Consider the following 22,000-nt stretch of genomic DNA (forward strand, 5'->3'; position numbering starts at 1 on the left):
ATGTGTCCGTAATTGCAATATAGGATGTCCGATTCCGGACATTACAGCGATGCCCGCATGGTAACATAAAACGGTACCTCGATCTGCGCCCTTGAGTGATCCTGTATCAGTTGTGCAGCCATTTCTCCCATACACCGGAAATCAGTGGAAATAGTGGTAATACCATTCAGGATATATTTCTTCAACGGTGTTTCGTTATAGGAAATCATCCCCACATCTTTCCCTATCTGCAGGTTCAGGGAAAGAATCCGTTCAATGAGCGAGACAAGGTCATTCTCGCGGAGATTGATGTATACGTCGCCCGGCTGTATATCTTCTTCCGAAATGTCATTTACTTTTTTACTGTTAAAAGCATAGTTCTGGCAAAACTGTACAAACCCTTCATAAATTTCTTCCGGGTAGTAGGTATTTTCCGGGTAAATAATTTTCAGGGTGTGATACTGCTGCAGCTTATCCCTGGCCTGTTCCAGCGCTCCATAGATGTCTTCCTGGAAGTTCTCATACACAGCGCCATATTCGCCAGTAACGCCTTTCAGCTTTTTATCGAGTAATATCAGTTTCTCTTTAGGGATGGTATTAATCACCTCGTCTACATGCTCCCAACGTTCCCTGAAGTGGGGGAGTATTACGATATGGGTATATTCATTGATGTTCTGCGACAGCAATTTTTTAAACAAACTGAAGTCGCTGTTGTAAATATAGAAGTCGATATTGGCCTGTTCGCCTAACTTATCCGCAAAAGAATCATAGATGATCTTTTTGTGCTCACTCAGTTTGTTGAACAGCAGTAATATTTTATATTGTTGATCCAGGTTGGTTTGTTGTACATAATACCCCTTACCAGGTACCGACCCCAGGATGCCCAGGCTCTTCAGGTATTTATAGGCCTTTTCAGCGGTATCCCGCGATATCTCGAAGGCATAGCTAACCTCGTTGATAGAAGGCAGTATATCATCCTGTTGTACTTTCTGATCTACAATGGCTTTGATAATGGAATTAGCCAGCTGATAGTATTTAGGAGTGGCGGAGAAGTCATCTATAAACAGGTATTTAAAAATCGGATGTTGCTTCATGATCTGTCAGTTATTAATCTTTCCGTGGAATCAGTGATCAGCTTTTCGGGACAATGATAGTGATTTAATTCTATAAATGGTAGCCGGTGCGGGAAGCATGACAGTACATGACAGTTTAAAAATATACAAGCTTTATTTTTATGAAATATTAGTTTCCACGTTACAAATTAGTACATCATTATGCAGGCTTTATTGGGAGTTTTATTCCACTTTATAGGTGGTTTTGCATCCGGCAGTTTTTATATCCCTTACAAGAAAGTGAAGGGGTGGAGCTGGGAGAGTTATTGGATAGTGGGAGGCATTTTTTCCTGGCTGGTAGTGCCGTTGTTCGCCGCCTGGCTAACAGTACCGGGTTTCCTCGATATCATTGGCGGCACTGAAGGTCCCGTGCTTTTCTGGACCTGGTTCCTGGGCGTTTTATGGGGTATCGGCGGTTTAACTTTCGGGCTGTCGATGCGCTACCTGGGCATGTCGCTGGGGATGGCGGTAGCACTGGGTTTTTGCTCTGCGTTTGGAGCGCTCATTCCTCCCATTTACCGGCAGTTGTTTACCAGCGATTCCAATACCCTGAGCGCCATGTTCCATACCAGCAGGGGCATTTATGTGTTATCGGGCGTAGCAGTATGCCTGGTAGGTATTGCCATCTGCGGCCGGGCAGGGATGATGAAGGAAAAGGAGCTGTCGGAAGAACAGAAAACAGCCAGTATACAAGAGTTCAATCTCCGTAAAGGGTTGGTGGTAGCCATTATTTCCGGCATCCTGAGCGCCTGTATGAGCTTCGCTATCAGCGCCGGCAACAGTATGGGAAAGGCTGCGGTAGCCAACAACGCTAATCCCCTGTTTAAGAACAATGTTATCTTTGTTATTATTATGTTAGGTGGGTTAACTACCAATTTTATCTGGTGTATGATCCTCAATAGCCGCAACCGCTCCTTCGGTGACTATACCAATAAGGAAACCCCGTTGGTAAAGAACTATTTATTCGCCGCCATTGCTGGTACTACCTGGTTTTTGCAGTTCTTCTTCTACGGCATGGGCGAAAGCAAGCTGGGCAACGACGCCAGCTCGTGGATATTGCACATGGCCTTTATTATCCTGATCTCCGGCATGTGGGGATTTGTGCTGAAAGAATGGAAGAACGCCAGCAGAAAAACGTTTGTCACTATTTCACTTGGTATATTCACCATCATCCTGTCTGTTGTACTCGTAGGATATGGCAATTCACTTGATTATTAGCCCGCAGTATTACCGCAATTAAAAACGTTAAAATTATATAGTATGTCTATAAATGGAACCACTACGCAATTCAGGCATGTAAGTTATTTATGGGATGAAGCAACAGCCGCCACCATGGCGGGTGATGAAGTTGCCTTGCTGATCTATCGTTCCAATTTGCTCGGCGCGGATCTGCGACTCACCAACTATGGAGGAGGAAATACTTCCTGTAAAGCAATGGCCAAAGATCCGCTCACCGGCGAACCGGTAGAAGTGATGTGGGTAAAAGGTTCCGGTGGCGACCTGGGCACACTCCGCAGGAGCGGGCTCGCCGCATTATACGTAGACCGGCTCCACAGCCTGCAACATATTTATAAAGGCATTGCGCATGAAGATGAAATGGTGGAACTGTTTAACCATTGCATCTACGATCTCAGCTCCAAAGCGCCATCTATTGATACCCCGCTGCATGGTTTCCTTCCATTCAAACATATTGATCACCTGCATCCCGATGCGGCCATCGCTATCGCTGCCGCGAAAGATGGAAAACGCATCACACAGGAGTTGTTCAACGGTACCATTGGCTGGGTACCCTGGCAAAAGCCGGGCTTCGACCTGGGCTTACAATTGAAGCAATGTCTGGATGAAAACCCCGGCATACGCGGGATTATGCTGGGCTCTCACGGACTCTTTACCTGGGGAGATACCGCCTACGAAAGCTATATCAATACCCTGGAAGTAATAGAGCGTTGCGCAGAATACCTGGAGGCCAACATGGGACGTCATAAACCCGTTTTTGGCGGGCAGGCGATCGCCTCCCTGGAAGATGCGCAACGCCGCTCCCAGGCAGCTGCATTAGCGCCTGTATTGAGGGGCTATTGCTCTTCTCAACAGAAAATGGTAGGACACTTTACCGACGACGGCCGGGTATTGGAATTCATTAATTCCAACGACCTGCACCGGCTGGCGCCTCTCGGCACCAGCTGCCCCGACCACTTCCTTCGTACGAAGATTAGTCCGCTGGTACTCAACCTGGCGCCCGGGGCCGACCTCAGCGATGTACCTGCTGTAAAAGCAGCACTGGAGCCGCTGTTTGATGCCTACCGGCAAATGTATACCGACTATTACAATACCTGTAAACATCCGAATAGTCCCGTTATGCGCGACCCCAACCCGGTGGTGATCCTGTACCCCGGCGTAGGTATGTTTACCTTTGCAAAGGATAAACAAACCGCCCGGGTAGCAGCCGAATTCTATATCAATGCTATCAACGTCATGAAAGGGGCCGAAGCGGTATCGGAATATACTTCGCTGCCACGCCAGGAAGCATTCAACATCGAGTACTGGTTGCTGGAGGAAGCTAAATTGCAACGCATGCCTAAACCCAAAGCACTCACCGGCAGAGTAGCCCTGGTAACCGGCAGCGCCGGCGGTATTGGTAAAGCCATCGCTAAAAAGTTTGCCGAAGAAGGGGCTGTAGTAGTGATCAACGACAACGATGCGCAGCGATTGGAAAGCGCCCGGGAAGAGTTCAACCGGCTCTATGGCAAAGATGTATTTGCGGCCGACCTGCTGGATGTCACGGATGCTGCTTCTGTACATAAAACCTATAACACCGCTGTACTGGCCTTTGGCGGCGTGGATATCATCGTCAATTGCGCCGGTCTGTCGATTTCCAAACCATTGGAAGATCATACGGAGAAAGATTGGGATCTTCTCTACGATGTACTGGTAAAAGGACAATTCCTCGTTACCCAAACCGGCGTAGATATTATGCGTAAACAAGGTACTGGCGGCGATGTGTTGAATATTGTCAGTAAAAACGCGTTGGTTTCCGGTCCTAACAATGCGGCATATGGCTCCGCTAAGGCGGCCCAGCTGCACCTGAGCCGGCTCAATGCCGCCGAACTGGGAAAAGATCGTATACGCGTGAACGTTGTAAACCCGGATGCGGTTATTTCCGATAGTAAAATATGGGCTGGCGCCTGGGCGGAAGGCAGGGCTAAAGCCTATGGGGTGAAAGTGGAAGAACTGCCTGCGTTCTATGCCAAACGCACACTCCTCAACGAAATTATTGTGCCGGAAGATATTGCCAACGCCTGCTATGCTTTTGTAGGCGGATTGCTCAACAAGGCCACCGGTAATGTACTCAACGTAGATGGAGGTGTAGCCATGGCTTTTGTAAGATAAAAGCTGTATTTTATAAGTTCCTTAAAATAACAATAATGCGTATAGCGTCCTATAAAATAGATGATCATAACCAGGCGTTGATGGCGGCCCATCAGCGTACATTTGAGTATCTTTCGGGGGAAATTGACCACGTACAGGACATCATTCAACAGCTGGTAGCTTTCCAGGTAGGTATTCCCAGCTGGGCGCTGGGTACCGGCGGCACCCGGTTTGGCCGCTTCCCCGGTGGTGGCGAGCCCCGCAGCCTGGAAGAGAAAATTGAAGATGTGGGATTATTGCACCAGCTGAACCAATCCAGCGGCGCTATCTCCCTGCATATTCCCTGGGACATGGCCGATAATCCTGCGCAGATTAAGGCCGTAGCGGCCCAAAACGGGCTCCGCTTCGATGCCGTGAACTCCAACACCTTCCAGGATCAACCCGGGCAAACACATAGCTATAAATTCGGTTCCCTGCAACATGTTGATAAAGCGGTACGGCAGCAGGCCATTGACCATAATATTGAAGTCGTCCGGCAGGGGATAGCCGTAGGGTCCAACTCTCTCACTGTATGGTTGTCGGATGGCTCCTGCTTTCCCGGCCAGCTCAATTTCCGGCAGGCATTCCAGCGTACACTGGAAGGGCTCCGGGAAATTTACGCTGCCCTGCCCGATAATTGGAAAATGTTTGTAGAATACAAGGCGGCAGAGCCCAACTTCTATTCTACCACGGTGGGCGACTGGGGACAATCGTATCTCTTTTCCAGCAAACTGGGTCCGAAAGCCTATTCCCTGGTAGATTTGGGCCATCACCTACCGAATGCCAATATTGAACAAATTGTAGCGCTGTTGCTGATGGAAGGAAAGCTCGGCGGTTTTCATTTCAACGATTCCAAGTATGGAGATGATGATCTGACGGTAGGCAGCATTAAGCCTTACCAGCTGTTTCTCATCTTCAACGAACTGGTGGAAGGCATGGATGCCCGGGGCATGAACCACGCTACCGACCTGGGATGGATGATCGATGCTTCCCATAATGTGAAAGATCCACTGGAAGACCTGCTACAGTCGGTAGAAGCCATCATGATCAGCTACGCACAGGCCTTGCTGGTGGACCGTAAAAAACTGCTGGCAGCGCAACAGCAAAACGATGTGGTTACCGCACAGGAGGTATTGCAACAGGCTTTCCGTACGGATGTACGGGCGCTGGTAGCTGCTGCCCGTCTGCAGGCAGGAGGCGCGCTGAACCCGCTGGCACTCTATCGTACTGAAAAGGTAAGAGAAGCGCTGATCCTTGAGAGAGGCGCGAAAACGATGGCCACCGGTTTGTAACTTTAAATGGTATCATGAGCGAAATTCCCGTTATAGCAATTTTTGACGTTGGTAAAACCAACAAAAAGCTGTTCCTCTTTGATGAACAGTATCGGATCGTTTTTGAGCGGACAGCCCGTTTCACGGAAACCGTGGATGAAGATGGCGCGCCCTGTGAGAACCTGGAAAGCCTTCGCCTCTCCGTGTTTGACTCACTGAGAGAAGTGTTCCGGAAAAAAGAATGGCAGATTAAAGCCATTAATTTTTCTACCTATGGCGCCAGCCTGGTATACATAGATGAAGAAGGGCGCCCACTTACTCCGCTGTACAATTACCTGAAAGCGTATCCTGCCGCGCTCAGTGAACAATTTTATCACCAATATGGGGGAGCCACTGCATTTTCGGTGCAGTCGGCCTCCCCGGTATTGGGAAGCCTTAATTCCGGCATGCAGCTATACCGGCTCAAGTACGAACAACCGGATATTTACCGGCAGGTGAAGTATGCATTGCATTTGCCGCAATATATGAGCTATCTCTTAACCGGTGTGGCCTGTGCAGACATTACCAGTATTGGCTGTCACACCAACCTCTGGGATTTTCAGCGAAATAATTATCATACGTGGGTAACAGAAGAAGGGGTGCTGGATAAGCTGGCGCCTCTTTTTTCTTCCGGGGAAGTGATACCGGCGGCCTTTCCAGGCAGTAATTACCTGGTGGGTACCGGCTTGCACGATAGCTCCGCCGCACTGATTCCTTACCTGGTCAACTTCCAGGAACCATTTGTATTAATTTCCACCGGCACCTGGTGTATCAGTCTCAATCCCTTTAACGATACGCCGCTTACCGCAGCAGAACTCGAGGCTGATTGCCTTTGCTATATGACCTTCCAGGGCAAGCCCGTTAAAGCTTCCCGCCTCTTTGCCGGCTATGAGCACGAGCAACAGGTAAAACGCATTGCGGCGCATTTCAATCAGCATACCGGCAGGTACCGCAACATCGACTTCGACAGCGATATCATTCGCCGGTTGAAGGCACGTAATCAACAGGAAACACCAATACAAACAGCAGAGAAAAAAGTATTGCAGTCCTCTGAATTTGAGCAGCGGGACTTGGATACCTTCACCTCCGATATCGAAGCCTATCACCAGTTAATGCTGGATATCGCCTATCAGCAATATATGGCTACAAAAAGGGTATTGAGTGGCGACAAAGTAAAACGTATATTCGTTGACGGTGGTTTCAGTAAAAATGCGATTTACATGAACCTGCTGGCAGCTTTTTTTCCGGAGATAGAAATCTTTGCTGCATCAATGGCGCAGGCCACCGCCATGGGAGCCGCGCTGGCTATACATGGCGCCTGGAACAGTAAGCCACTGCCCAACGATTTGATAGAACTGAAGTACTATTCACTGACGCACGATGTATCTTTATGAAGATTTGATTATCACTACGCTCAATATCAACAATTATGCGCGCCCTGTTAACTTTTTGCTGCTGCCTGCTGGCGGCTATCGCCAACGCACAAACGACGTTCCCTTTATATCAAAGCCTTCCTCCGGGAGGTATTGCCAGCCCGGATGAAGAAACGAAGGATAAAGACAATAACCGTTTTTTGACCAGCATACCCACGCTGACCAGCTATCTGCCTGCAAAGGACAACGCCACCGGCGCGGCCGTGCTGATCATACCCGGCGGTGGTTATCATGTAGTAGTGCTACAGAAAGAAGGCATAAACATCGCGGAGTATTTTGCAAAACAAGGTATCGCGGCTTTTGTACTCAAATACCGCCTGCCCTCCGATAAAATCATGCAGGATAAAAGCAGTGGCCCCTTGCAGGATGCCCAGGAAGCCATAAAAATAATCAGGGCACGTGCGGCGGAATGGAATATCGATACCGCCAGGGTAGGTGTGATGGGCTTTTCTGCCGGCGGTCATCTCGCCTCCACATTAGGCACCCATTTCGACCGGCCGGTATTAGCCGCCAACGCCGGGCTTAACCTTCGCCCCGATTTTATGGTACTGGTATACCCGGTGATCAGTATGGAAAAAGACCTTACCCATGCCGGATCACGTAAATACCTGCTGGGTGAGCACCCTGATGAAACCAATATTAAATACTACTCCAACGACCGGCAGGTAACCCGGCATACGCCGCCAACCCTGCTGTTTCATACCGGCGATGATAAAGTGGTGGACGTAGACAATACCCTCACTTTTTACCAGGCCTTGCGCCACCAGCATGTTCCCGCTGAAATGCATATCTATCCCGAAGGCGATCACGGGTTTGTACTGAAGCTGCCTGTGGAAGGCTGGATGCAGATCATCATGAAATGGCTGGGTCGTACCGGTATGCTCAATCCCGGTAATCCCCTGCTACAGGGAGGTACAGGACAGTTATACTAAATCTCTTTTCTATTTTGGGAAATAACCTGGTGTACCGGTGCAATCACCGGTATGGATAACTATTCGGTGTTGTTATCACGGTAACGTATAAACGTATTCCACTATGAATTACTTTCTCTATAAAAGAACAATGATAACTATTGGCCTGCTGGGACTGGTAAGTACTGCCAGCGCGCAATTGCCGCCGGTATTCGACAGTAGCCGCATGGCTTCGGTACAAAACACTGCTACCGTACGGCGTTATCTGTCTCCGGAAAAAATTACCTGGCAAACACCAAATGCCAGTGGTGCCAGCATTGCCAATGCCGCCCGTTTCCTCTTGCCGGGCAATGGTCAGGCCGACCTGGCCAACCAAAATATGTGCGTGCTGAAAAGTAGCGCCACCGCCCATCCGGCCATCCTGTTTGATTTTGGAACGGAACTCCATGGCGGCCTGCAGCTGGTAACCGGCATGTATAAAAGCGGGAAACCTGTAAAACTACGGGTGCGCTTCGGCGAATCGGTCAGTGAAGCGATGAGTGACATAGAACCATCGAAAAATGCCACCAACGATCATGCGGTACGGGACATGGTGGTAGACGTGCCCTGGTTGGGAAAACTCGAAGTAGGCAATACCGGCTTTCGCTTTGTACGCATAGATTTGCTCGATGACAATGCAGCACTGCAACTCAAAGAGGTGCGGGCCATCTTCGTATACCGCGATCTGCCTTACCTGGGTTCATTCAAATGCAGCGACGAGCTGCTCAACAAAATATGGCTGACCGGCGCCTATACGGTGCACCTCAATATGCAGGACTACCTGTGGGACGGCATTAAGCGCGACCGCCTGGTATGGATAGGCGATATGCACCCCGAAATATCTACCATCAGCGCAGTATTTGGATATAATGAAGTGGTGCCCCACAGCCTCGATTTGTCGAGGGATATTACGCCCATACCGCAATACATGAACGGAATGGTATCTTATTCCATGTGGTGGGTGCTAATCCAGCGCGACTGGTATCAGCATACTGGCAACAGGACGTACCTGCAGCAACAGGCCGCGTACCTGAAAGGGCTGCTGGATCATTTATGCAAGAAGATTGATGCCAGCAACAGTGAAGACCTGAACGATGGCACGAGGTTCCTCGACTGGCCCTCCAGCGAAAATAAGCCTGGCATACACGCGGGTTTGCAAGCCATGATGATCATGACGCTCAAAGCCGGGGCTGATCTTAGCAAAGTGTTGAAAGATGAGGCTACGGTACAGCAATGCGAAGCGGCCGTGGCACGCCTGAAAAAAAATGTGCCGGATGCCAATGGCTCCAAGCAGGCAGCCGCTTTACTGGCATTGGCAGATTTGGTGCCAGCAGAAAAAATTAACCGGGAGATTTTATCCGTAGGAGGCGTAAAAGATTACTCCACGTTTTACGGCTATTATATGCTCCAGGCAAAAGCCAAAGCGGGCGACTACCAGGGAGGGCTAAACGATATCCGCACTTACTGGGGCGCTATGCTTAAGTTGGGCGCTACCACTTTCTGGGAAGATTTTAATATGGACTGGCTGCCCGGGGCTGCGCGCATCGATACCCTGGTGCAGCCCGGTCAGAAAGATATTCACGGCGATTATGGCGCTTACTGCTACAAGGGATTCCGTCATAGTTTATGCCATGGCTGGGCTTCCGGGCCTACGCCCTGGTTAACGGAGCATGTATTGGGCATTTCTGTAGTGGAACCCGGTTGCCGGGTGATCAGGGTGGCGCCTCACCTGGGAGATCTTACGTTTGCAGAAGGTACTTTTCCAACACCCTACGGCGTGGTAACGGTAAAGCATACACGCCTGGCAAATGGAAAAATTCAGTCAGATATTAAAGCGCCTGCCCAGGTGAAAATTATTCGCGAATAGCAGGGAATTGGGTCTTTCAGCGGCTCCGGGATACCCGGAACCGCTTTACTTCCGGTTACTAACATCAACGTATACTTTGAAATTACTGTTGCAGCAGCAACCGCAGCTTTTTGTTAAACTCGCTGATCTTATTACCCAGGGGCGCAAAGAAATCGGCATCAAACTGCTCTACCACTTTAATAGCCTGCCGGGTGATCTTTTCGCCGTTGGCCGTCAACGCTACGGTTTTAGCCCTGGTATCTGTGGCATGCTCCCTTCTCTCCAGCAAGCCTTTGGCTTGCAGGGTACGCAGCACCGTGGACGTGGTCATCGGATCTATCTTGGAATGAGCAGAGAGCAGGATCTGCGTCACTGGCTCATTTTGCCGGGTAAGCCACATCGTACTGGCCAGCAGTACAAACTGCGAATGCGTAAGGTCATACTTCTCCAGTGCCTTGCGGATTTCCCGCTGCCATAAGCTGGTTACCTGCCACAGTAGAAACCCCGGACTCTCTTCCGCCTCCGCTACGCTAAAAGGATTGTCTTCTTTCTTCATCGCCCATTTTTTTGCAAAAGTAATTATAGTTTGCTCGCTACCTGGATTTGATTTTCCATATCGGTAGGTAAACCGTTCACAATATCTTGTGCTACTATCTTCTTCCATAAAAATCCCAGGGCGCCGGATACCGTCATGGTAGTGGTGATCTTCAGACCCTCCGGCGTTTCTTCAAAGGTATGCTCACCGTACATTTTAGCCAGCGGAAAGCGGGTGAGGTCTACAAATTTCTTATTGGGAACGATGTCAAACAACTCAATTTTCACTTTTGGACCGTTCCTGGGTTTGAGCAGGAAATGGTTGCCCTTCTCAAATTTTCCATCCAGCCGGGCATATTCGATGCCGTCATCCCAGGTATGCCAGTTGTTAACGTCGGCAAAAAGTTTCCACATTTGTTCTTTGGTAGCGGCTTTGGTAACGATAGTATGAGATTGTGACCACATGATAGTAATGTTTTTGACGTGAGTAATTATTTATAAGTGCAAATATAATAAGTATACTTATAATAATAAAACATATTTTATCATGATAATTTTATGGCTGTTTTTTTAGACTAAGGGGTGTTGCCAGGGGGACCGGTAGGGGCGCTGTAACAAGGCCGTGGCGGCCGGATCGCCGGTAATAATCCGTTGCTGCGGGTTGTATACGACCGGGCGTCCCAGTTGCATGGATATATTGGCGAGAATACAGCTGGCCGTGGAAATATGCCCTTCTTCGATATCTGCCACGGGGCGTCCGCCATTTTTAATGGCGCCCAGGAAGTTGAGCATATGCAGGCGTGTGGCAGGAGCCGCATTTAATTCAATGGCTGGTTCGGTCAGGTCTTCCGGGTATTTTTCCTTTTCATAGACTACGTCTTTATGAATAGGCGTACCATTGTCGGCAGGTATGAAATCGTAAGATAGGGTGCTGGCGGCCAGCGTTCCTTTTTCTCCATATAATTTAAATGCCCACGGGTATTTTGGATCAGCCGGCGTGCCCCAGGTGCGGTGCTGCCATACGCAGTTTAACCCTTCATATTCAAAGATGGCTGACTGGGTATCGGCGATGTTTGATTTTCCTTCTTTCTGTACATATATGCCACCGGTAGAACTGATACGCTTAGGCCAGCCCAGCTGCAGCATCCAGCGTACGGTGTCAAACATATGAATACACATATCGCCCATAATGCCATTGCCGTATTCCATAAAAGTACGCCACCAGCGGATGTGAGGGAGGCCGTCGTAAGGCCGCAGGGGCGCAGGACCTGTCCACATCTCATAGTCAAAATAGTCAGGCACCGCCTGCACCGGCGGGTTACCGTTGTTGCGCATATGATAGTAACAGCACATTTCTACATGGGATACTTTCCCCAGCAGGCCGGCATCTACGATATTCTTTTTTGCATCAATCAGGTGGGGCGTGCTTTTCCGTTGGGTACCTACCTGTACCACCTTGCCGTATTTGCGGGCAGCGGCTACCATGGCTTCGCCTTCGATCACGTCTACGCTGATCGGTTTCTGTACATATACATTGGCCCCGGCTTCCAGCGCAGCAATGGTTTGCATGGCATGCCAGTGATCAGGCGTTCCTATCAGTACAATGTCCAGTTCATTTTCAGACAACAGCTTGCGGTAGTCGGTATAGAGGCGTGGCGTTTCATGGGAGGCCTGACGCTGGCGTACCATATCGGCAGCCGCCTGCAGCATGTTTTTGTCAACGTCGCATAATGCAATCACTTTCACTGGCGCTACCTGTATCAGGCGGAATAGGTCGCTTTTACCATACCAACCGGTGCCAATCAGGGCCACCCGCAAAGGCTTATCAGGATAAATGAAATCGAGTGCGCTGGCGCCTATGGCAGAAAGTGCGAGGGTAGCCGTGGCTCCTTTTAAAAAACGACGGCGATTGATGTTAAAATGGTGCATAGCGTGGAAATAATTAAAAGTGGGTAAAGCATTCTTTCGCGTACAAAATAAGGTTCCGTAAGAAAGATAATAGATTATGCGAAAAAATGCCAGCTATGCAAAAAAAAGATTAGGCTTCCTGGTTCCGTTGCAGGATGTCGCTGATCATAGGCTTCAGGGTCTGATATTCTTCCGGGGTAAATCCCATACTGCAACTGATTTTTTCAGGGATATCTGCTGCCCGGGCTTTCAGCTCCGTTCCGGCGGCGGTTAACTGAATATTCACGATACGCTCATCCGTTTTGCTGCGCGCCCGTTTAATCAGCTTTTTGCTTTCCAGTCGCTTTAACAACGGGGTGAGTGTCCCGGAATCCAGCATCAGCAATTTTCCCAACGCTTTCATCGATAACGTTTCATGTTCCCATAGCGACAACATCACCAGGTATTGGGGATACGTAAGGTCTATCGCATTTAAAAAAGGCTGGTAATGCGAGGTTACCAGCCTTGATAATGCGTAAAATGAAAAGCAAAGCTGATTGGATAATTTCAGTTGTTTCAATTGACTTGATTTAACAACACAAAGCTACGCTAATGTTTCAATTAATATTTTAGCCACTTCTTCAGACGATGCCGGGTTTTGCCCGGTGATTAATAAGCCGTCTTTCAGGGCATAAGGGTGCCAGTTGGGGCCATTGCTGTAAAATCCACCTAACTTTTTCAATTCATCTTCCAACAGGAACGGCACTATGGTGGTGAGTTGTACGGCATCTTCTTCTGCATTACTGAAGCCGGTCACTTCCTTGCCTTTTACCAACGGCTCGCCATTCGGGCCTTTTACCTTTACCAGCGCTCCGGGAGCATGGCAAACAAAGGCCACTGGCTTATTTTGACGATAGAAGGTTTCTATCAGCGAAATAGAGCTGGGATCATTGGCCAGGTCCCATAATGGGCCGTGACCACCAGGATAGAATACGGCGTCATAATCGGCGGCATCCACTTCATTCAGCTTCACAGTATGCGCCAGCTTTTCCTGCAAGGCAGGGTCCCGCTTAAAACGCTCGGTGGCAGCGGTTTGAAATTCGGCCAGCTCACTCTTCGGATCTATCGGCGGTTGACCACCTTTCGGAGAAGCCAGGGTGATTTCTACCCCCGCATCTGCCAGCACGTAGTAGGGGGCGGCAAACTCCTCTATCCAGAAACCGGTTTTATGACCGGTATTGCCTAACTCGCTGTGCGAGGTCAATACAATAAGTACCTGCATATGATCTGGTTTATATCAAAGCTAATTCAACGTTTATATTACCATGGGTAGCCTGGGAGTAAGGGCATACCTGGTGCGCCTTTTCCATCAACGACTGAGCCAGCTCACGGTCTGTATCCGGAATGGCTACTTGCAGTTTTACAGCCAGGCCATAACTTCCCCCTTCATTCTTTCCTAAACTAACTGCCGCAGTTACCTGGGTAGTACCGGTACGCACCTTTTCTGTTCTGATCACCAGGTTAAGCGCACTATCGAAACAAGCGGCATAACCGGCGGCAAATAATTGCTCGGGATTAGTGTAAGCGCCGCCGCTGCCACCCATTTCCTTAGGCATGCGGATACCCAGGTCCAATACCCCGTCGGAAGAGGTTACATGTCCATTCCTGCCGCCTGTTACGGTGGCGTGTGCTGTGTATATACTTTCAAATGTGGCCATAAAATTTTAATTTATTGTGTAAAATTAAATTGTACACAATTTAATTCCAAATTAATTTTATGGCTGCCTGTTATAATTAACAAATAAATGCCCGGGAGAGTTGGATCGGACCAAAAAGTATATTTTTTCTCGCCAAGGCGCAAAGAAACAAAGGAGCAAAGAATTTATAACAGGAAGAGAGCGAATTTTAAGCCCGCAAAGCGGGTAGATTATGTAACATAGAAGAACATTACATAATCTACCCGCTTTGCGGGCTTAAAATCCGCTTCAATCTCTGCTGCTTTGTTTCTTTGCGCCCTTGGCGAGAAAAATACACTTCCCGGTTACCCTCCCCCAAAAAAAAATTATGGTGAAATCATAAATATTCTTTTACTTTGCGTCATAATGACGTAAACAAATAATTGCACCCTCAGCTGTACTATGGAATTATGTTAACCCCACCATTATTCCAACAACCCTGCTGAAAAACTAAAACAACATGAACAAGAGCAAAAGAACAGCCACAGCTTACGAAACGCTGGAGATAATGGAAAAGGGCTGTTATCAGAATCAACATAACCACACCATTGATATCAGCGCAGCGCTGCAACACAGCGTGGCCAACACGATACATTATAAACCCGGAGATTTTGAAACCGTATTTATACAAAGAGATCAGCAGTTGAAAGGGCACCCGGCAGGACCACTTCGTATAGCCGTTACCGGTGAAACCACTTTTGCCGCCGCATATCGACTGGTAGTAAAGGAAGGCATCACCGACGTATGCTGCCTGAACTTTGCATCGGCGAAGAATCCCGGCGGAGGTTTTCTTGGTGGCGCGCAAGCACAGGAAGAAGCCTTGTCCAGGGCCAGCGGCCTGTACGCCAGCCTCAAATCCAAACCGCAAATGTATACGGCCAACAGGCTAACCCATACCTGTCTGTACACCGATAACATGATCTATTCCCCGCTGGTACCGGTGTTCAGGAACGATCGCGATGAATTGCTGGACGACGCCTATCTTGTATCGATCATCACCGCCCCGGCTGTGAATGCGGGCGCCATCAGCAACAATGAGCCTGGTCGCCTGAAAGATATGGAAGCCGTGATGCTGGCAAGGATCGAAAAATTATTGTCCGTGGCGGTAGCCAACAAACAAACCACCCTGGTATTGGGTGCCTGGGGCTGTGGCGTTTTCAGGAACAACCCGGCAGATATCGCCCGTTGGTTGGCACATCATATTTGCCACAACGAAGTATTCCAACACGCCTTTACAAACATTGTATTTGCCGTGTATGATACTTCGGAAAAACAACATAACCGTAACGCATTTAACAACGAATTTCAACACCATGCTGTATAATAACGAATGGCTGTTAGCCAGGTACGAAGCGAAAGAGCGATTAAAGTTTGTCTTCTTCTGGAAGCCACTCGTGGCACCAAACGGACAAATTACCGCCTCCTGCCTTGGACAGTGGTGGAAAAGCAATTTTGCCGTAGCCGGTATTACCTATAAAACGGCGGAACATTGGATGATGGCGGGTAAAGCCCGTCTCTTTAACGATCCCGTTACAATGGAAAAGATATTGCAGGCTACTGCACCCGCGGAGGTCAAAAAATTGGGGCAGCAAGTGAAAAATTTTGACCAGGCTACCTGGAACGCCCACAAATTTGATATTGTGGCCACCGGCAACTATCATAAGTTTTCACAGGACCCCGCACTGAAAAAATTTTTACTTAACACGCAGGAACGTATATTGGTAGAAGCCAGCCCCATGGATCGTATCTGGGGAATAGGCATGGCGGAAACCCACGAACATGCGGAAAATCCCACCCTGTGGCGCGGTGAAAACCTGCTAGGTTACGCGCTCATGACGGTAAGGGATCAATTGAAATAAACATGACACCAAAAGCTATCAGCAAATTGCTGAGCCTTATTCTCCGGCATAACCCGGACAAAGTACAACTACCACTTGATGCCCACGGTTGGGCCGACGTAGTTACCTTACTGCAACAATGTAAAGCACATGGATTCCATTTCTCACGCACCGAACTGGAATCGATGGTGGCTGAAAATGATAAACAACGCTTCGCATTCAACGAAGATAAAACCAGGATCAGGGCCAGCCAGGGACATTCACTTTCGCTGAATATCTCGCTGGATCTGCCTCCTGCTGCCCCACCGGAATACCTCTATCATGGCACAGTCGGTAAATTCGTGCAGCAGATCAGGAGCACCGGTATACAGAAAATCAGCCGTCAACATGTGCACTTGTCGGATGACCTGGGCACGGCCCAGAAAGTAGGCAGCAGGAGAGGTATGCCGCTTATCCTCACTATACACAGTGGGCAAATGCATCGCGATGGTTGGGTATTTTACCTGTCGGCCAATGGGGTATGGCTCACGGATGAAGTACCACCGAAATACATTCAATAATGCCGCTTCGTCACCATGCCAGGGATTTAGCGATATATTGAAATTGTCTTGGCAAAGTCTCTCTTGTTACAGGAGAGACTTTGTTATTTAATTAATCAGTACTTTTAAATAAAAAACATGTCGATCAATTCCGAAGCAGAACTCAATGGCATGAAAAGGGTCAGCAACGCAGTAGCCGTTACCCTGAAAGAAATGAGGAACTATGCCAAACCGGGTATGACTGCCCGGGAAATCGATGATTTTGGTGGAGAGATATTAAATGCTTTAGGAGCAAAATCCGCACCCAGACTTACTTATGGCTTTCCTGGCTGGACCTGCATCAGCGTCAATAATGAAATTGCACATGGTATTCCTTCCGAAAGAAAAGTATTGCAGGAAGGCGACCTGGTAAATATAGATGTATCTGCAGAGCTGGATGGTTACTGGTCCGACAACGGCGGCTCTTTTGTATTGGGAGAAGATATTCATCATCACCAGGCCTTGGTAGATGCGTCAAAATCTATTCTCTATAAGGCTATTCACCGCATCAAAACAGGCTCCCGCGTAGCCGACCTGGGAAAGTTTATTGAAACTGAAGCGGGAAAATCCGGTTTCACGGTAATCAGAAACCTGGCCGGACACGGCGTAGGCCGCAGTCTCCACGAAGCGCCAGACGATATCCTCAATTGTTATGTTGGTTTCAATAAAACCCGGTTTAAAAGAAATGGGGTGGTCGCTATTGAAACATTTATTTCTACCAAATCCTCTTTTGCCAATCAAAGCAACGATGGTTGGACGCTCATCGGCAACAAAGGCGGATTTGTAGCTCAGCACGAACATACTATTGTGATAACCGATCAGGCGCCTATTATATTGACTGCCGCCAACGAAATCTGGAACTAATCCCTATTGCAGCGATAAAGTCACTACCCGGATATTCTTACGGTCGCTCGTATATGTAATATGCACCAAACCACCTGCGGTGGCGATAATAGCAGGATAGCTATATTCGCCACCTGCATGTTTCTCCAGCGTATATACATCTTTCCATTGCAGCCCATCTTTCGACACGGCTACTCTCAACTCGTTACGGCCATTAGACCAATCTTTCCCGGATTTAGCGGGATTATATACCAACACCTGCCATCCATCAGGCGTGGTTACTGCATCAATGCCTGAGTTGGGATTGAGGAGAGACAGGCCACTCACCGCACTCCAGGAAGCCCCGTTATCGGCCGACCAGCTGCTGGCCACCACATTTTGCCTGCTACGGAACAGCGCCTGTATCTTCCCGTCTTTATAAGACAGCAGGGTAGGTTGTATGACGCCGAAAGTGTCGCAGTTGATGTTTATTTTCTGCCACTGATGCCCCGTGCTATCGCTGATTTCCATATGCGATATCCATACATTGCCTTTCACACTCTCTGTACTGGAGGGATGCAGCAAATGCCCATCAGGTAGCTGTATACATTTATTTTTAATAGGTCCCAATATACCGTCGGGTAGTTTTTCCGGAGATGACCAGCTAACGCCGTTGTCATGGCTGTAACGGGCCATGCCCCACCATTCCCGCGGATTCGGGCCTATCTTGTAAAACAGGCAAAGCAGCCCCGCCCGGGTACGGAACAGCACCGGGTTCCAGCAAGGGTACCGTAGTGTATCACTGATAATACCATCTGCCAGCTGTACGGGCCGCTGCCATTGGTTGTTTTTATACAGAGAAGCCCATATCACCACATCTTTACTGCCTTCTTCCTTACCGCCAAACCAGGCCGCCAGTAACTGCCCGCCGGGAAGGGCGGTGATAGTAGACGCATGACTGGAAGGAGTGACTGGCTTTTCCATAATCAGCTTATTACGCACTAATGTGGCTTTCAGCTGCGCTTGTGCCGGGAAATTAAATACCGCCAGCAACAACAGCGTAAAACAATATCGCATATTATACAGGATCTAATGAGGCGGTTAAATTAAGGAATGAACGGCGATTATCATAAAGATTGGTAAATTTGCCGCCTTATGTCATTATACACTACCACGGGAACGGTTACGGTTACCTGTAACAAACGCCTGACACCCTTCCTGGAACAGGAAGTAAAAGAACTGGGATTTACGATAGACGAAACATTTGTGACCGGCGTGCGGTTACAGGCTTCTGTCAATGAGTGTATCCGTTTAAACCTGCAGCTGCGCTGCGGCAGCCAGGTACTTTATAGCCTGAAACAATTTGAGGCCACCGATGCAGACGATATCTACCAGGCGTTGCACAGCTATCCCTGGGAAACGATTCTTCCGGCAGATGGTTATTTTTCTATCACCAGCAACGTACAGAATGATACCATCAATAACAGCATGTTTGCCAATCTCCGTGTAAAAGACGCGGTGGTAGACCGTCTGCGCGCTAAAACAGGGAAACGCCCGTCTACCGGCGCAGAGCTGAGTGGTGCCGTAATTCACCTGTTCTGGAAAAATGAAAAGGCGGAAGTGTTTGTAGATACCAGCGGCGATTCACTGGCCCGCCATGGTTACCGCAAAATCCCCGGGCGCGCGCCTATGTTGGAAGCCCTTGCAGCATCCACTATCCTTGCTACGAAATGGGATCGCAAGAGCCCCTTCATCAACCCGATGTGTGGCTCCGGTACCGTGGCCATAGAAGCCGCACTGATAGCCACTAATAGCCGTCCCGGTCTGTTCCGCGACAACTATGCTTTTATGCACCTGCAAGGCTATAACGAAGACGTATACCTGGAAGAGCGGGGCGTCCTGGAAAAACAAATTGTAGAAGTGCCCGGCTTACGCATTATTGCCACCGATCTTAGCGATATGGCTATTGTGAATGCACGCAAGAATGCAAAAGCCGCTGGTGTGCAAGATATGATTGAATTCAGGGTGTGCGATTTTGCTGCTACAGAAGTGCCTGCCAATGCGGCCGGCGTCGTATACATGAACCCGGAATATGGCCTGCGCCTCGGCGAAATCGAAGCCCTGGAAGAAACCTATGGCCGCATCGGCGATTTCATGAAACAACGTTGTGGCGGTTACCACGGCTACGTGTTTACCGGCAACCTGGAACTGGCCAAGAAAATAGGCCTGAAAGCCAAAAGAAGAATCGAATTTTATAATAGTAAAATCGACTGCCGCCTGCTGGAATATGAACTATACGCCGGTACCCGTGATGCCAGGAAGCTGGTGGAAGATAAGAATGATTAGTAATCCTTACTATATAAATGCAATATAAAAAAGCGCTGCCTTTTACGGCAGCGCATATCTACAAATGTTTCCGTCTTAAATAGCTTCACTCACATTAATAGGCCTGGAAAAACTTTCTTCCAGGGATATAATGGTTTCTGTACGCTCTATCCCCTTGATGTGCTGGAGATCATCCTGTAAAATTTTGCGCAATTCACCGCTGTCCTTGCAGATGATTTCCGCAAACATACTGTAGGAGCCGGTAGTATAGTTCAGCCTTACGATCTGCGGAATCTTTAATAGCTGTTTGGCTACGGTTTCATACAGCGAACTTTTCTCCAGGTAAATACCTATAAAGGCCAATACATCATAGCCAATAGCACGCAGGTTTACCTGTAAACGCGTTCCTTTAATGACCCCCATTTCATGTAACTTCTTAATGCGCACATGAATAGTACCGCCAGATACAAAGAGCTTCTTTCCTAATTCAGCGTAGGAAATACTGGCATCGGTTGACATTTCTGAAATGATTTGCAGGTCTAATTTGTCAATATTTAACGGGTGACTCATTTTTGCAACGCGATTTAGATTTTTTTCTAAAAATAGGTATTTTTTTGAAATAATCGCAAAAATCATCTGGGCGGAAATTTATTGGCTCCCGGGCGTAAGCAGGAAAGCCGGCCTACAGCTACCTTTTACAGTTAAAGTGGCAGTGGCCATCCAGGCTTTTTCAGAATTCCATTGATACAGCTCCCTCCAGGTATGCCATTCTTCTACCAGCGTAAAGCTTCGCAAACAATAACAGGTATACTGCCATAACCGGCTATGCGCCAGTATCGCCGGCAGTGGGAGCAACAACAATACAGCTGCTATTACGATATCCGCCAGCCGCTCCTGTAAACCCATATGCCGGACCTGGTTAAAAGGAAATAAGCTAGGCGCACTGGTCGCATGATGATAAATGAGGTGTAGCAACAACATCGGGAAACCCGTTGTGAGCAGATGGAGAAGAACCTGGAAGGTAGCAGTGGCCAGCATTTGCAGCGATTTTTATACAAATGTATCCCACACATAAAAGCCAGGAAATACGCTACTGGCGGGCTACCACCATTTTACGGCAAAAGCAGGATTATCGCCGGTAAAAGATGAAAGCTCCCGGAACATATGCATTCACCGGCCGGTTAAACTTTTCAGGCCGGTAAGTGTTGTCATTATGTAACCCATTAGGTTCCACTAAAACATTACAGCTATGAAATCAATCCTTTTGTCAGCGATGCTTGCTGCAATATTACTGTTAGGAGCCTGTGGTACTACGGTGCATATGACCGGTACCTGGAAAGCGCCGGAGGCGCCCTCTTCCGGGTTTCATAACATGGTGGTAGCAGCGCTCACTTCCAACATGGCTGCCCAGCAAATGGTTGAATCAAGGTTGGCAGAAGCGCTGCAGAAACGCGGAATCGTGGCCGGACGGGGCGCCGACATTTTTCCGCCTAAATTTGATCCTACCCGTGAAGCCGATAAAACAGCCGCCGGAGAACGAATGAGAGCCGCTGGCTATACTTCCGTACTTACGGTATCATTGGTGAATAAAGAGTCTGAAAGAAGATATGTACCGGGTTCTATGGGCTATGCACCTTATCCTGCATTTGGCTACTATGGCCGTTTCTGGGGCTATTATGGTTATATGTGGGGCAGCGCTTATTCTCCCGGATATTATACTACCGATAAAACCTATTTCCTGGAAAGCAACCTGTATGATCTAACCCAGGACGGCAAGCTGGTATGGTCTGGCCAGTCTGAAACATACAATCCCAATAGCCTCGAATCTTTCGCGAAATCGTATGCCACACAGGTATCTACTGCCCTGGAGAATGCCGGGTTGCTGAAAAGATAATCAGCGACTATTATCGTAGCAGGTATGATTGCGCGCAACGGAAGCTGGTGAAAACGGATTTATAATTTACATTTGTCGCATTAATGATAAACTGGCCTGTATGGAAATGACCACACCCAACCCGGAGCTGCTGAAACAACTTGTCGTGATGAAGATGCCTTTCGGGAAATATAAAGACGTAGTGCTTTGCGACCTCCCCGTTAGCTACCTGGAATGGTTTCAGCGAAAGGGCTTTCCCCAGGGCAAACTGGGCATGCTGCTGGAAACAATGCTGGTTATTAAAATGAACGGGCTTTCCGCTTTGTTGGACCCGTTGAAGAACAAAAGATAGGGTAGACGTCTACAGACTTA

23 protein-coding genes are annotated in these 22,000 nt (G+C 48.5%); 13 read left to right on the plus strand and 10 right to left on the minus strand.

Annotation, left to right across the window (positions count from 1 at the left end):
- Positions 1–41 precede the first annotated feature (41 nt).
- Complete coding sequence (locus HGH91_RS02800; RefSeq protein ID WP_168736930.1) at positions 42–1,073, minus strand: GntR family transcriptional regulator; 1,032 nt, start codon at positions 1,071–1,073, stop codon at positions 42–44.
- Positions 1,074–1,253: 180 nt separating this feature from the next.
- On the opposite strand from HGH91_RS02800, the gene rhaT reads away from it, so the two are divergent.
- The 6 genes from rhaT to HGH91_RS02830 all read left to right on the plus strand — a co-directional run bounded on the left by rhaT (position 1,254) and on the right by HGH91_RS02830 (position 10,056).
- Complete coding sequence (rhaT, locus tag HGH91_RS02805) at positions 1,254–2,309, plus strand: L-rhamnose/proton symporter RhaT (RefSeq protein WP_168736931.1); 1,056 nt, start codon at positions 1,254–1,256, stop codon at positions 2,307–2,309.
- 42 nt (positions 2,310–2,351) lie between these two features.
- Positions 2,352–4,478: a bifunctional aldolase/short-chain dehydrogenase gene (locus HGH91_RS02810; protein ID WP_168736932.1), complete on the plus strand. Its 2,127-nt coding sequence runs from the start codon at positions 2,352–2,354 to the stop codon at positions 4,476–4,478.
- Between the two features lie 35 nt (positions 4,479–4,513).
- Positions 4,514–5,788 carry a sugar isomerase gene (locus HGH91_RS02815; protein ID WP_168736933.1) on the plus strand — a complete coding sequence of 425 codons (1,275 nt, stop codon included), beginning with the start codon at positions 4,514–4,516 and terminating at the stop codon, positions 5,786–5,788.
- A gap of 14 nt (positions 5,789–5,802) precedes the next feature.
- The gene (locus tag HGH91_RS02820; RefSeq protein ID WP_168736934.1) at positions 5,803–7,200 is read left to right on the plus strand and encodes an FGGY-family carbohydrate kinase; all 1,398 of its coding nucleotides are present in this window, start codon (positions 5,803–5,805) and stop codon (positions 7,198–7,200) included.
- A gap of 35 nt (positions 7,201–7,235) precedes the next feature.
- On the plus strand, positions 7,236–8,171 hold the full coding sequence (locus tag HGH91_RS02825) for an alpha/beta hydrolase (RefSeq protein WP_168736935.1): 936 nt from the start codon (positions 7,236–7,238) through the stop codon (positions 8,169–8,171).
- Positions 8,172–8,274: 103 nt separating this feature from the next.
- Complete coding sequence (locus HGH91_RS02830) at positions 8,275–10,056, plus strand: alpha-L-rhamnosidase C-terminal domain-containing protein (protein WP_211092179.1); 1,782 nt, start codon at positions 8,275–8,277, stop codon at positions 10,054–10,056.
- A gap of 82 nt (positions 10,057–10,138) precedes the next feature.
- On the opposite strand, the gene HGH91_RS02835 is transcribed toward HGH91_RS02830, so the two are convergent.
- The 6 genes from HGH91_RS02835 to HGH91_RS02860 all read right to left on the minus strand — a co-directional run bounded on the left by HGH91_RS02835 (position 10,139) and on the right by HGH91_RS02860 (position 14,174).
- Positions 10,139–10,591, minus strand: coding sequence for a MarR family winged helix-turn-helix transcriptional regulator (locus HGH91_RS02835; RefSeq protein WP_168736936.1), 453 nt, complete (start codon positions 10,589–10,591; stop codon positions 10,139–10,141).
- A gap of 23 nt (positions 10,592–10,614) precedes the next feature.
- Positions 10,615–11,034 (minus strand): SRPBCC family protein, encoded by a 420-nt coding sequence (locus HGH91_RS02840; RefSeq protein WP_168736937.1) that lies wholly within the window; start codon positions 11,032–11,034, stop codon positions 10,615–10,617.
- A gap of 105 nt (positions 11,035–11,139) precedes the next feature.
- Complete coding sequence (locus HGH91_RS02845; protein WP_168736938.1) at positions 11,140–12,498, minus strand: Gfo/Idh/MocA family oxidoreductase; 1,359 nt, start codon at positions 12,496–12,498, stop codon at positions 11,140–11,142.
- Positions 12,499–12,607: 109 nt separating this feature from the next.
- Complete coding sequence (locus HGH91_RS02850; RefSeq protein ID WP_168736939.1) at positions 12,608–13,036, minus strand: MarR family winged helix-turn-helix transcriptional regulator; 429 nt, start codon at positions 13,034–13,036, stop codon at positions 12,608–12,610.
- A 24-nt stretch (positions 13,037–13,060) separates the two neighbouring features.
- Positions 13,061–13,738 (minus strand): type 1 glutamine amidotransferase domain-containing protein, encoded by a 678-nt coding sequence (locus HGH91_RS02855; RefSeq protein WP_168736940.1) that lies wholly within the window; start codon positions 13,736–13,738, stop codon positions 13,061–13,063.
- Positions 13,739–13,748: 10 nt separating this feature from the next.
- Positions 13,749–14,174, minus strand: a complete 426-nt coding sequence (locus HGH91_RS02860) for an organic hydroperoxide resistance protein (RefSeq protein WP_168736941.1) — start codon at positions 14,172–14,174, stop codon at positions 13,749–13,751.
- 478 nt (positions 14,175–14,652) lie between these two features.
- Here HGH91_RS02860 and HGH91_RS02865 point away from each other — a divergent pair, with 478 nt between their 5' ends.
- The 4 genes from HGH91_RS02865 to map all read left to right on the plus strand — a co-directional run bounded on the left by HGH91_RS02865 (position 14,653) and on the right by map (position 17,472).
- Positions 14,653–15,516 carry a TIGR02452 family protein gene (locus HGH91_RS02865; protein WP_168736942.1) on the plus strand — a complete coding sequence of 288 codons (864 nt, stop codon included), beginning with the start codon at positions 14,653–14,655 and terminating at the stop codon, positions 15,514–15,516.
- Positions 15,506–16,051 carry an NADAR family protein gene (locus HGH91_RS02870; RefSeq protein WP_168736943.1) on the plus strand — a complete coding sequence of 182 codons (546 nt, stop codon included), beginning with the start codon at positions 15,506–15,508 and terminating at the stop codon, positions 16,049–16,051. The genes HGH91_RS02865 and HGH91_RS02870 overlap by 11 nt, the downstream gene beginning before the upstream one ends.
- A 2-nt stretch (positions 16,052–16,053) precedes the next feature.
- The gene (locus HGH91_RS02875; RefSeq protein ID WP_211092180.1) at positions 16,054–16,590 is read left to right on the plus strand and encodes an RNA 2'-phosphotransferase; all 537 of its coding nucleotides are present in this window, start codon (positions 16,054–16,056) and stop codon (positions 16,588–16,590) included.
- A 117-nt stretch (positions 16,591–16,707) separates the two neighbouring features.
- A complete protein-coding gene (map, locus tag HGH91_RS02880; RefSeq protein ID WP_168736944.1) occupies positions 16,708–17,472 on the plus strand; it encodes a type I methionyl aminopeptidase in 765 nt (254 codons plus the stop codon).
- 3 nt (positions 17,473–17,475) lie between these two features.
- Here map and HGH91_RS02885 read toward each other — a convergent pair whose 3' ends face one another.
- Positions 17,476–18,507, minus strand: a complete 1,032-nt coding sequence (locus HGH91_RS02885; RefSeq protein WP_168736945.1) for a sialidase family protein — start codon at positions 18,505–18,507, stop codon at positions 17,476–17,478.
- Positions 18,508–18,585: 78 nt separating this feature from the next.
- Here HGH91_RS02885 and HGH91_RS02890 point away from each other — a divergent pair, with 78 nt between their 5' ends.
- Complete coding sequence (locus HGH91_RS02890) at positions 18,586–19,776, plus strand: class I SAM-dependent RNA methyltransferase (RefSeq protein WP_168736946.1); 1,191 nt, start codon at positions 18,586–18,588, stop codon at positions 19,774–19,776.
- Between the two features lie 75 nt (positions 19,777–19,851).
- On the opposite strand, the gene HGH91_RS02895 is transcribed toward HGH91_RS02890, so the two are convergent.
- Together HGH91_RS02895 and HGH91_RS02900 are read right to left on the minus strand one after the other, a co-directional pair.
- Entirely contained in the window at positions 19,852–20,325 is a 474-nt protein-coding gene (locus tag HGH91_RS02895) for an Lrp/AsnC ligand binding domain-containing protein (RefSeq protein ID WP_145666780.1), read from the minus strand.
- A gap of 78 nt (positions 20,326–20,403) precedes the next feature.
- Positions 20,404–20,793: a hypothetical protein gene (locus HGH91_RS02900; protein WP_168736947.1), complete on the minus strand. Its 390-nt coding sequence runs from the start codon at positions 20,791–20,793 to the stop codon at positions 20,404–20,406.
- 211 nt (positions 20,794–21,004) lie between these two features.
- Between HGH91_RS02900 and HGH91_RS02905 the strand changes: the two genes are divergently transcribed.
- Positions 21,005–21,649 (plus strand): DUF4136 domain-containing protein, encoded by a 645-nt coding sequence (locus HGH91_RS02905; RefSeq protein ID WP_168736948.1) that lies wholly within the window; start codon positions 21,005–21,007, stop codon positions 21,647–21,649.
- 100 nt (positions 21,650–21,749) lie between these two features.
- On the plus strand, positions 21,750–21,980 hold the full coding sequence (locus tag HGH91_RS02910; protein ID WP_211092181.1) for a DUF3820 family protein: 231 nt from the start codon (positions 21,750–21,752) through the stop codon (positions 21,978–21,980).
- Positions 21,981–22,000 lie beyond the last annotated feature (20 nt).

Source organism: Chitinophaga eiseniae, assembly GCF_012641265.1.
In the GTDB taxonomy this organism is placed as follows: domain Bacteria; phylum Bacteroidota; class Bacteroidia; order Chitinophagales; family Chitinophagaceae; genus Chitinophaga; species Chitinophaga eiseniae_A.

Coding starts and splice junctions, on each gene's coding strand:
- HGH91_RS02800 (WP_168736930.1), bottom strand. CDS start 1,073: ATGAAGCAACATCCGATTTTTAAATACCTGTTTATAGATGACTTCTCC.
- rhaT (WP_168736931.1), top strand. CDS start 1,254: ATGCAGGCTTTATTGGGAGTTTTATTCCACTTTATAGGTGGTTTTGCA.
- HGH91_RS02810 (WP_168736932.1), top strand. CDS start 2,352: ATGTCTATAAATGGAACCACTACGCAATTCAGGCATGTAAGTTATTTA.
- HGH91_RS02815 (WP_168736933.1), top strand. CDS start 4,514: ATGCGTATAGCGTCCTATAAAATAGATGATCATAACCAGGCGTTGATG.
- HGH91_RS02820 (WP_168736934.1), top strand. CDS start 5,803: ATGAGCGAAATTCCCGTTATAGCAATTTTTGACGTTGGTAAAACCAAC.
- HGH91_RS02825 (WP_168736935.1), top strand. CDS start 7,236: ATGCGCGCCCTGTTAACTTTTTGCTGCTGCCTGCTGGCGGCTATCGCC.
- HGH91_RS02830 (WP_211092179.1), top strand. CDS start 8,275: ATGAATTACTTTCTCTATAAAAGAACAATGATAACTATTGGCCTGCTG.
- HGH91_RS02835 (WP_168736936.1), bottom strand. CDS start 10,591: ATGAAGAAAGAAGACAATCCTTTTAGCGTAGCGGAGGCGGAAGAGAGT.
- HGH91_RS02840 (WP_168736937.1), bottom strand. CDS start 11,034: ATGTGGTCACAATCTCATACTATCGTTACCAAAGCCGCTACCAAAGAA.
- HGH91_RS02845 (WP_168736938.1), bottom strand. CDS start 12,498: ATGCACCATTTTAACATCAATCGCCGTCGTTTTTTAAAAGGAGCCACG.
- HGH91_RS02855 (WP_168736940.1), bottom strand. CDS start 13,738: ATGCAGGTACTTATTGTATTGACCTCGCACAGCGAGTTAGGCAATACC.
- HGH91_RS02860 (WP_168736941.1), bottom strand. CDS start 14,174: ATGGCCACATTTGAAAGTATATACACAGCACACGCCACCGTAACAGGC.
- HGH91_RS02865 (WP_168736942.1), top strand. CDS start 14,653: ATGAACAAGAGCAAAAGAACAGCCACAGCTTACGAAACGCTGGAGATA.
- HGH91_RS02870 (WP_168736943.1), top strand. CDS start 15,506: ATGCTGTATAATAACGAATGGCTGTTAGCCAGGTACGAAGCGAAAGAG.
- HGH91_RS02875 (WP_211092180.1), top strand. CDS start 16,054: ATGACACCAAAAGCTATCAGCAAATTGCTGAGCCTTATTCTCCGGCAT.
- map (WP_168736944.1), top strand. CDS start 16,708: ATGTCGATCAATTCCGAAGCAGAACTCAATGGCATGAAAAGGGTCAGC.
- HGH91_RS02885 (WP_168736945.1), bottom strand. CDS start 18,507: ATGCGATATTGTTTTACGCTGTTGTTGCTGGCGGTATTTAATTTCCCG.
- HGH91_RS02890 (WP_168736946.1), top strand. CDS start 18,586: ATGTCATTATACACTACCACGGGAACGGTTACGGTTACCTGTAACAAA.
- HGH91_RS02895 (WP_145666780.1), bottom strand. CDS start 20,325: ATGAGTCACCCGTTAAATATTGACAAATTAGACCTGCAAATCATTTCA.
- HGH91_RS02900 (WP_168736947.1), bottom strand. CDS start 20,793: ATGCTGGCCACTGCTACCTTCCAGGTTCTTCTCCATCTGCTCACAACG.
- HGH91_RS02905 (WP_168736948.1), top strand. CDS start 21,005: ATGAAATCAATCCTTTTGTCAGCGATGCTTGCTGCAATATTACTGTTA.
- HGH91_RS02910 (WP_211092181.1), top strand. CDS start 21,750: ATGGAAATGACCACACCCAACCCGGAGCTGCTGAAACAACTTGTCGTG.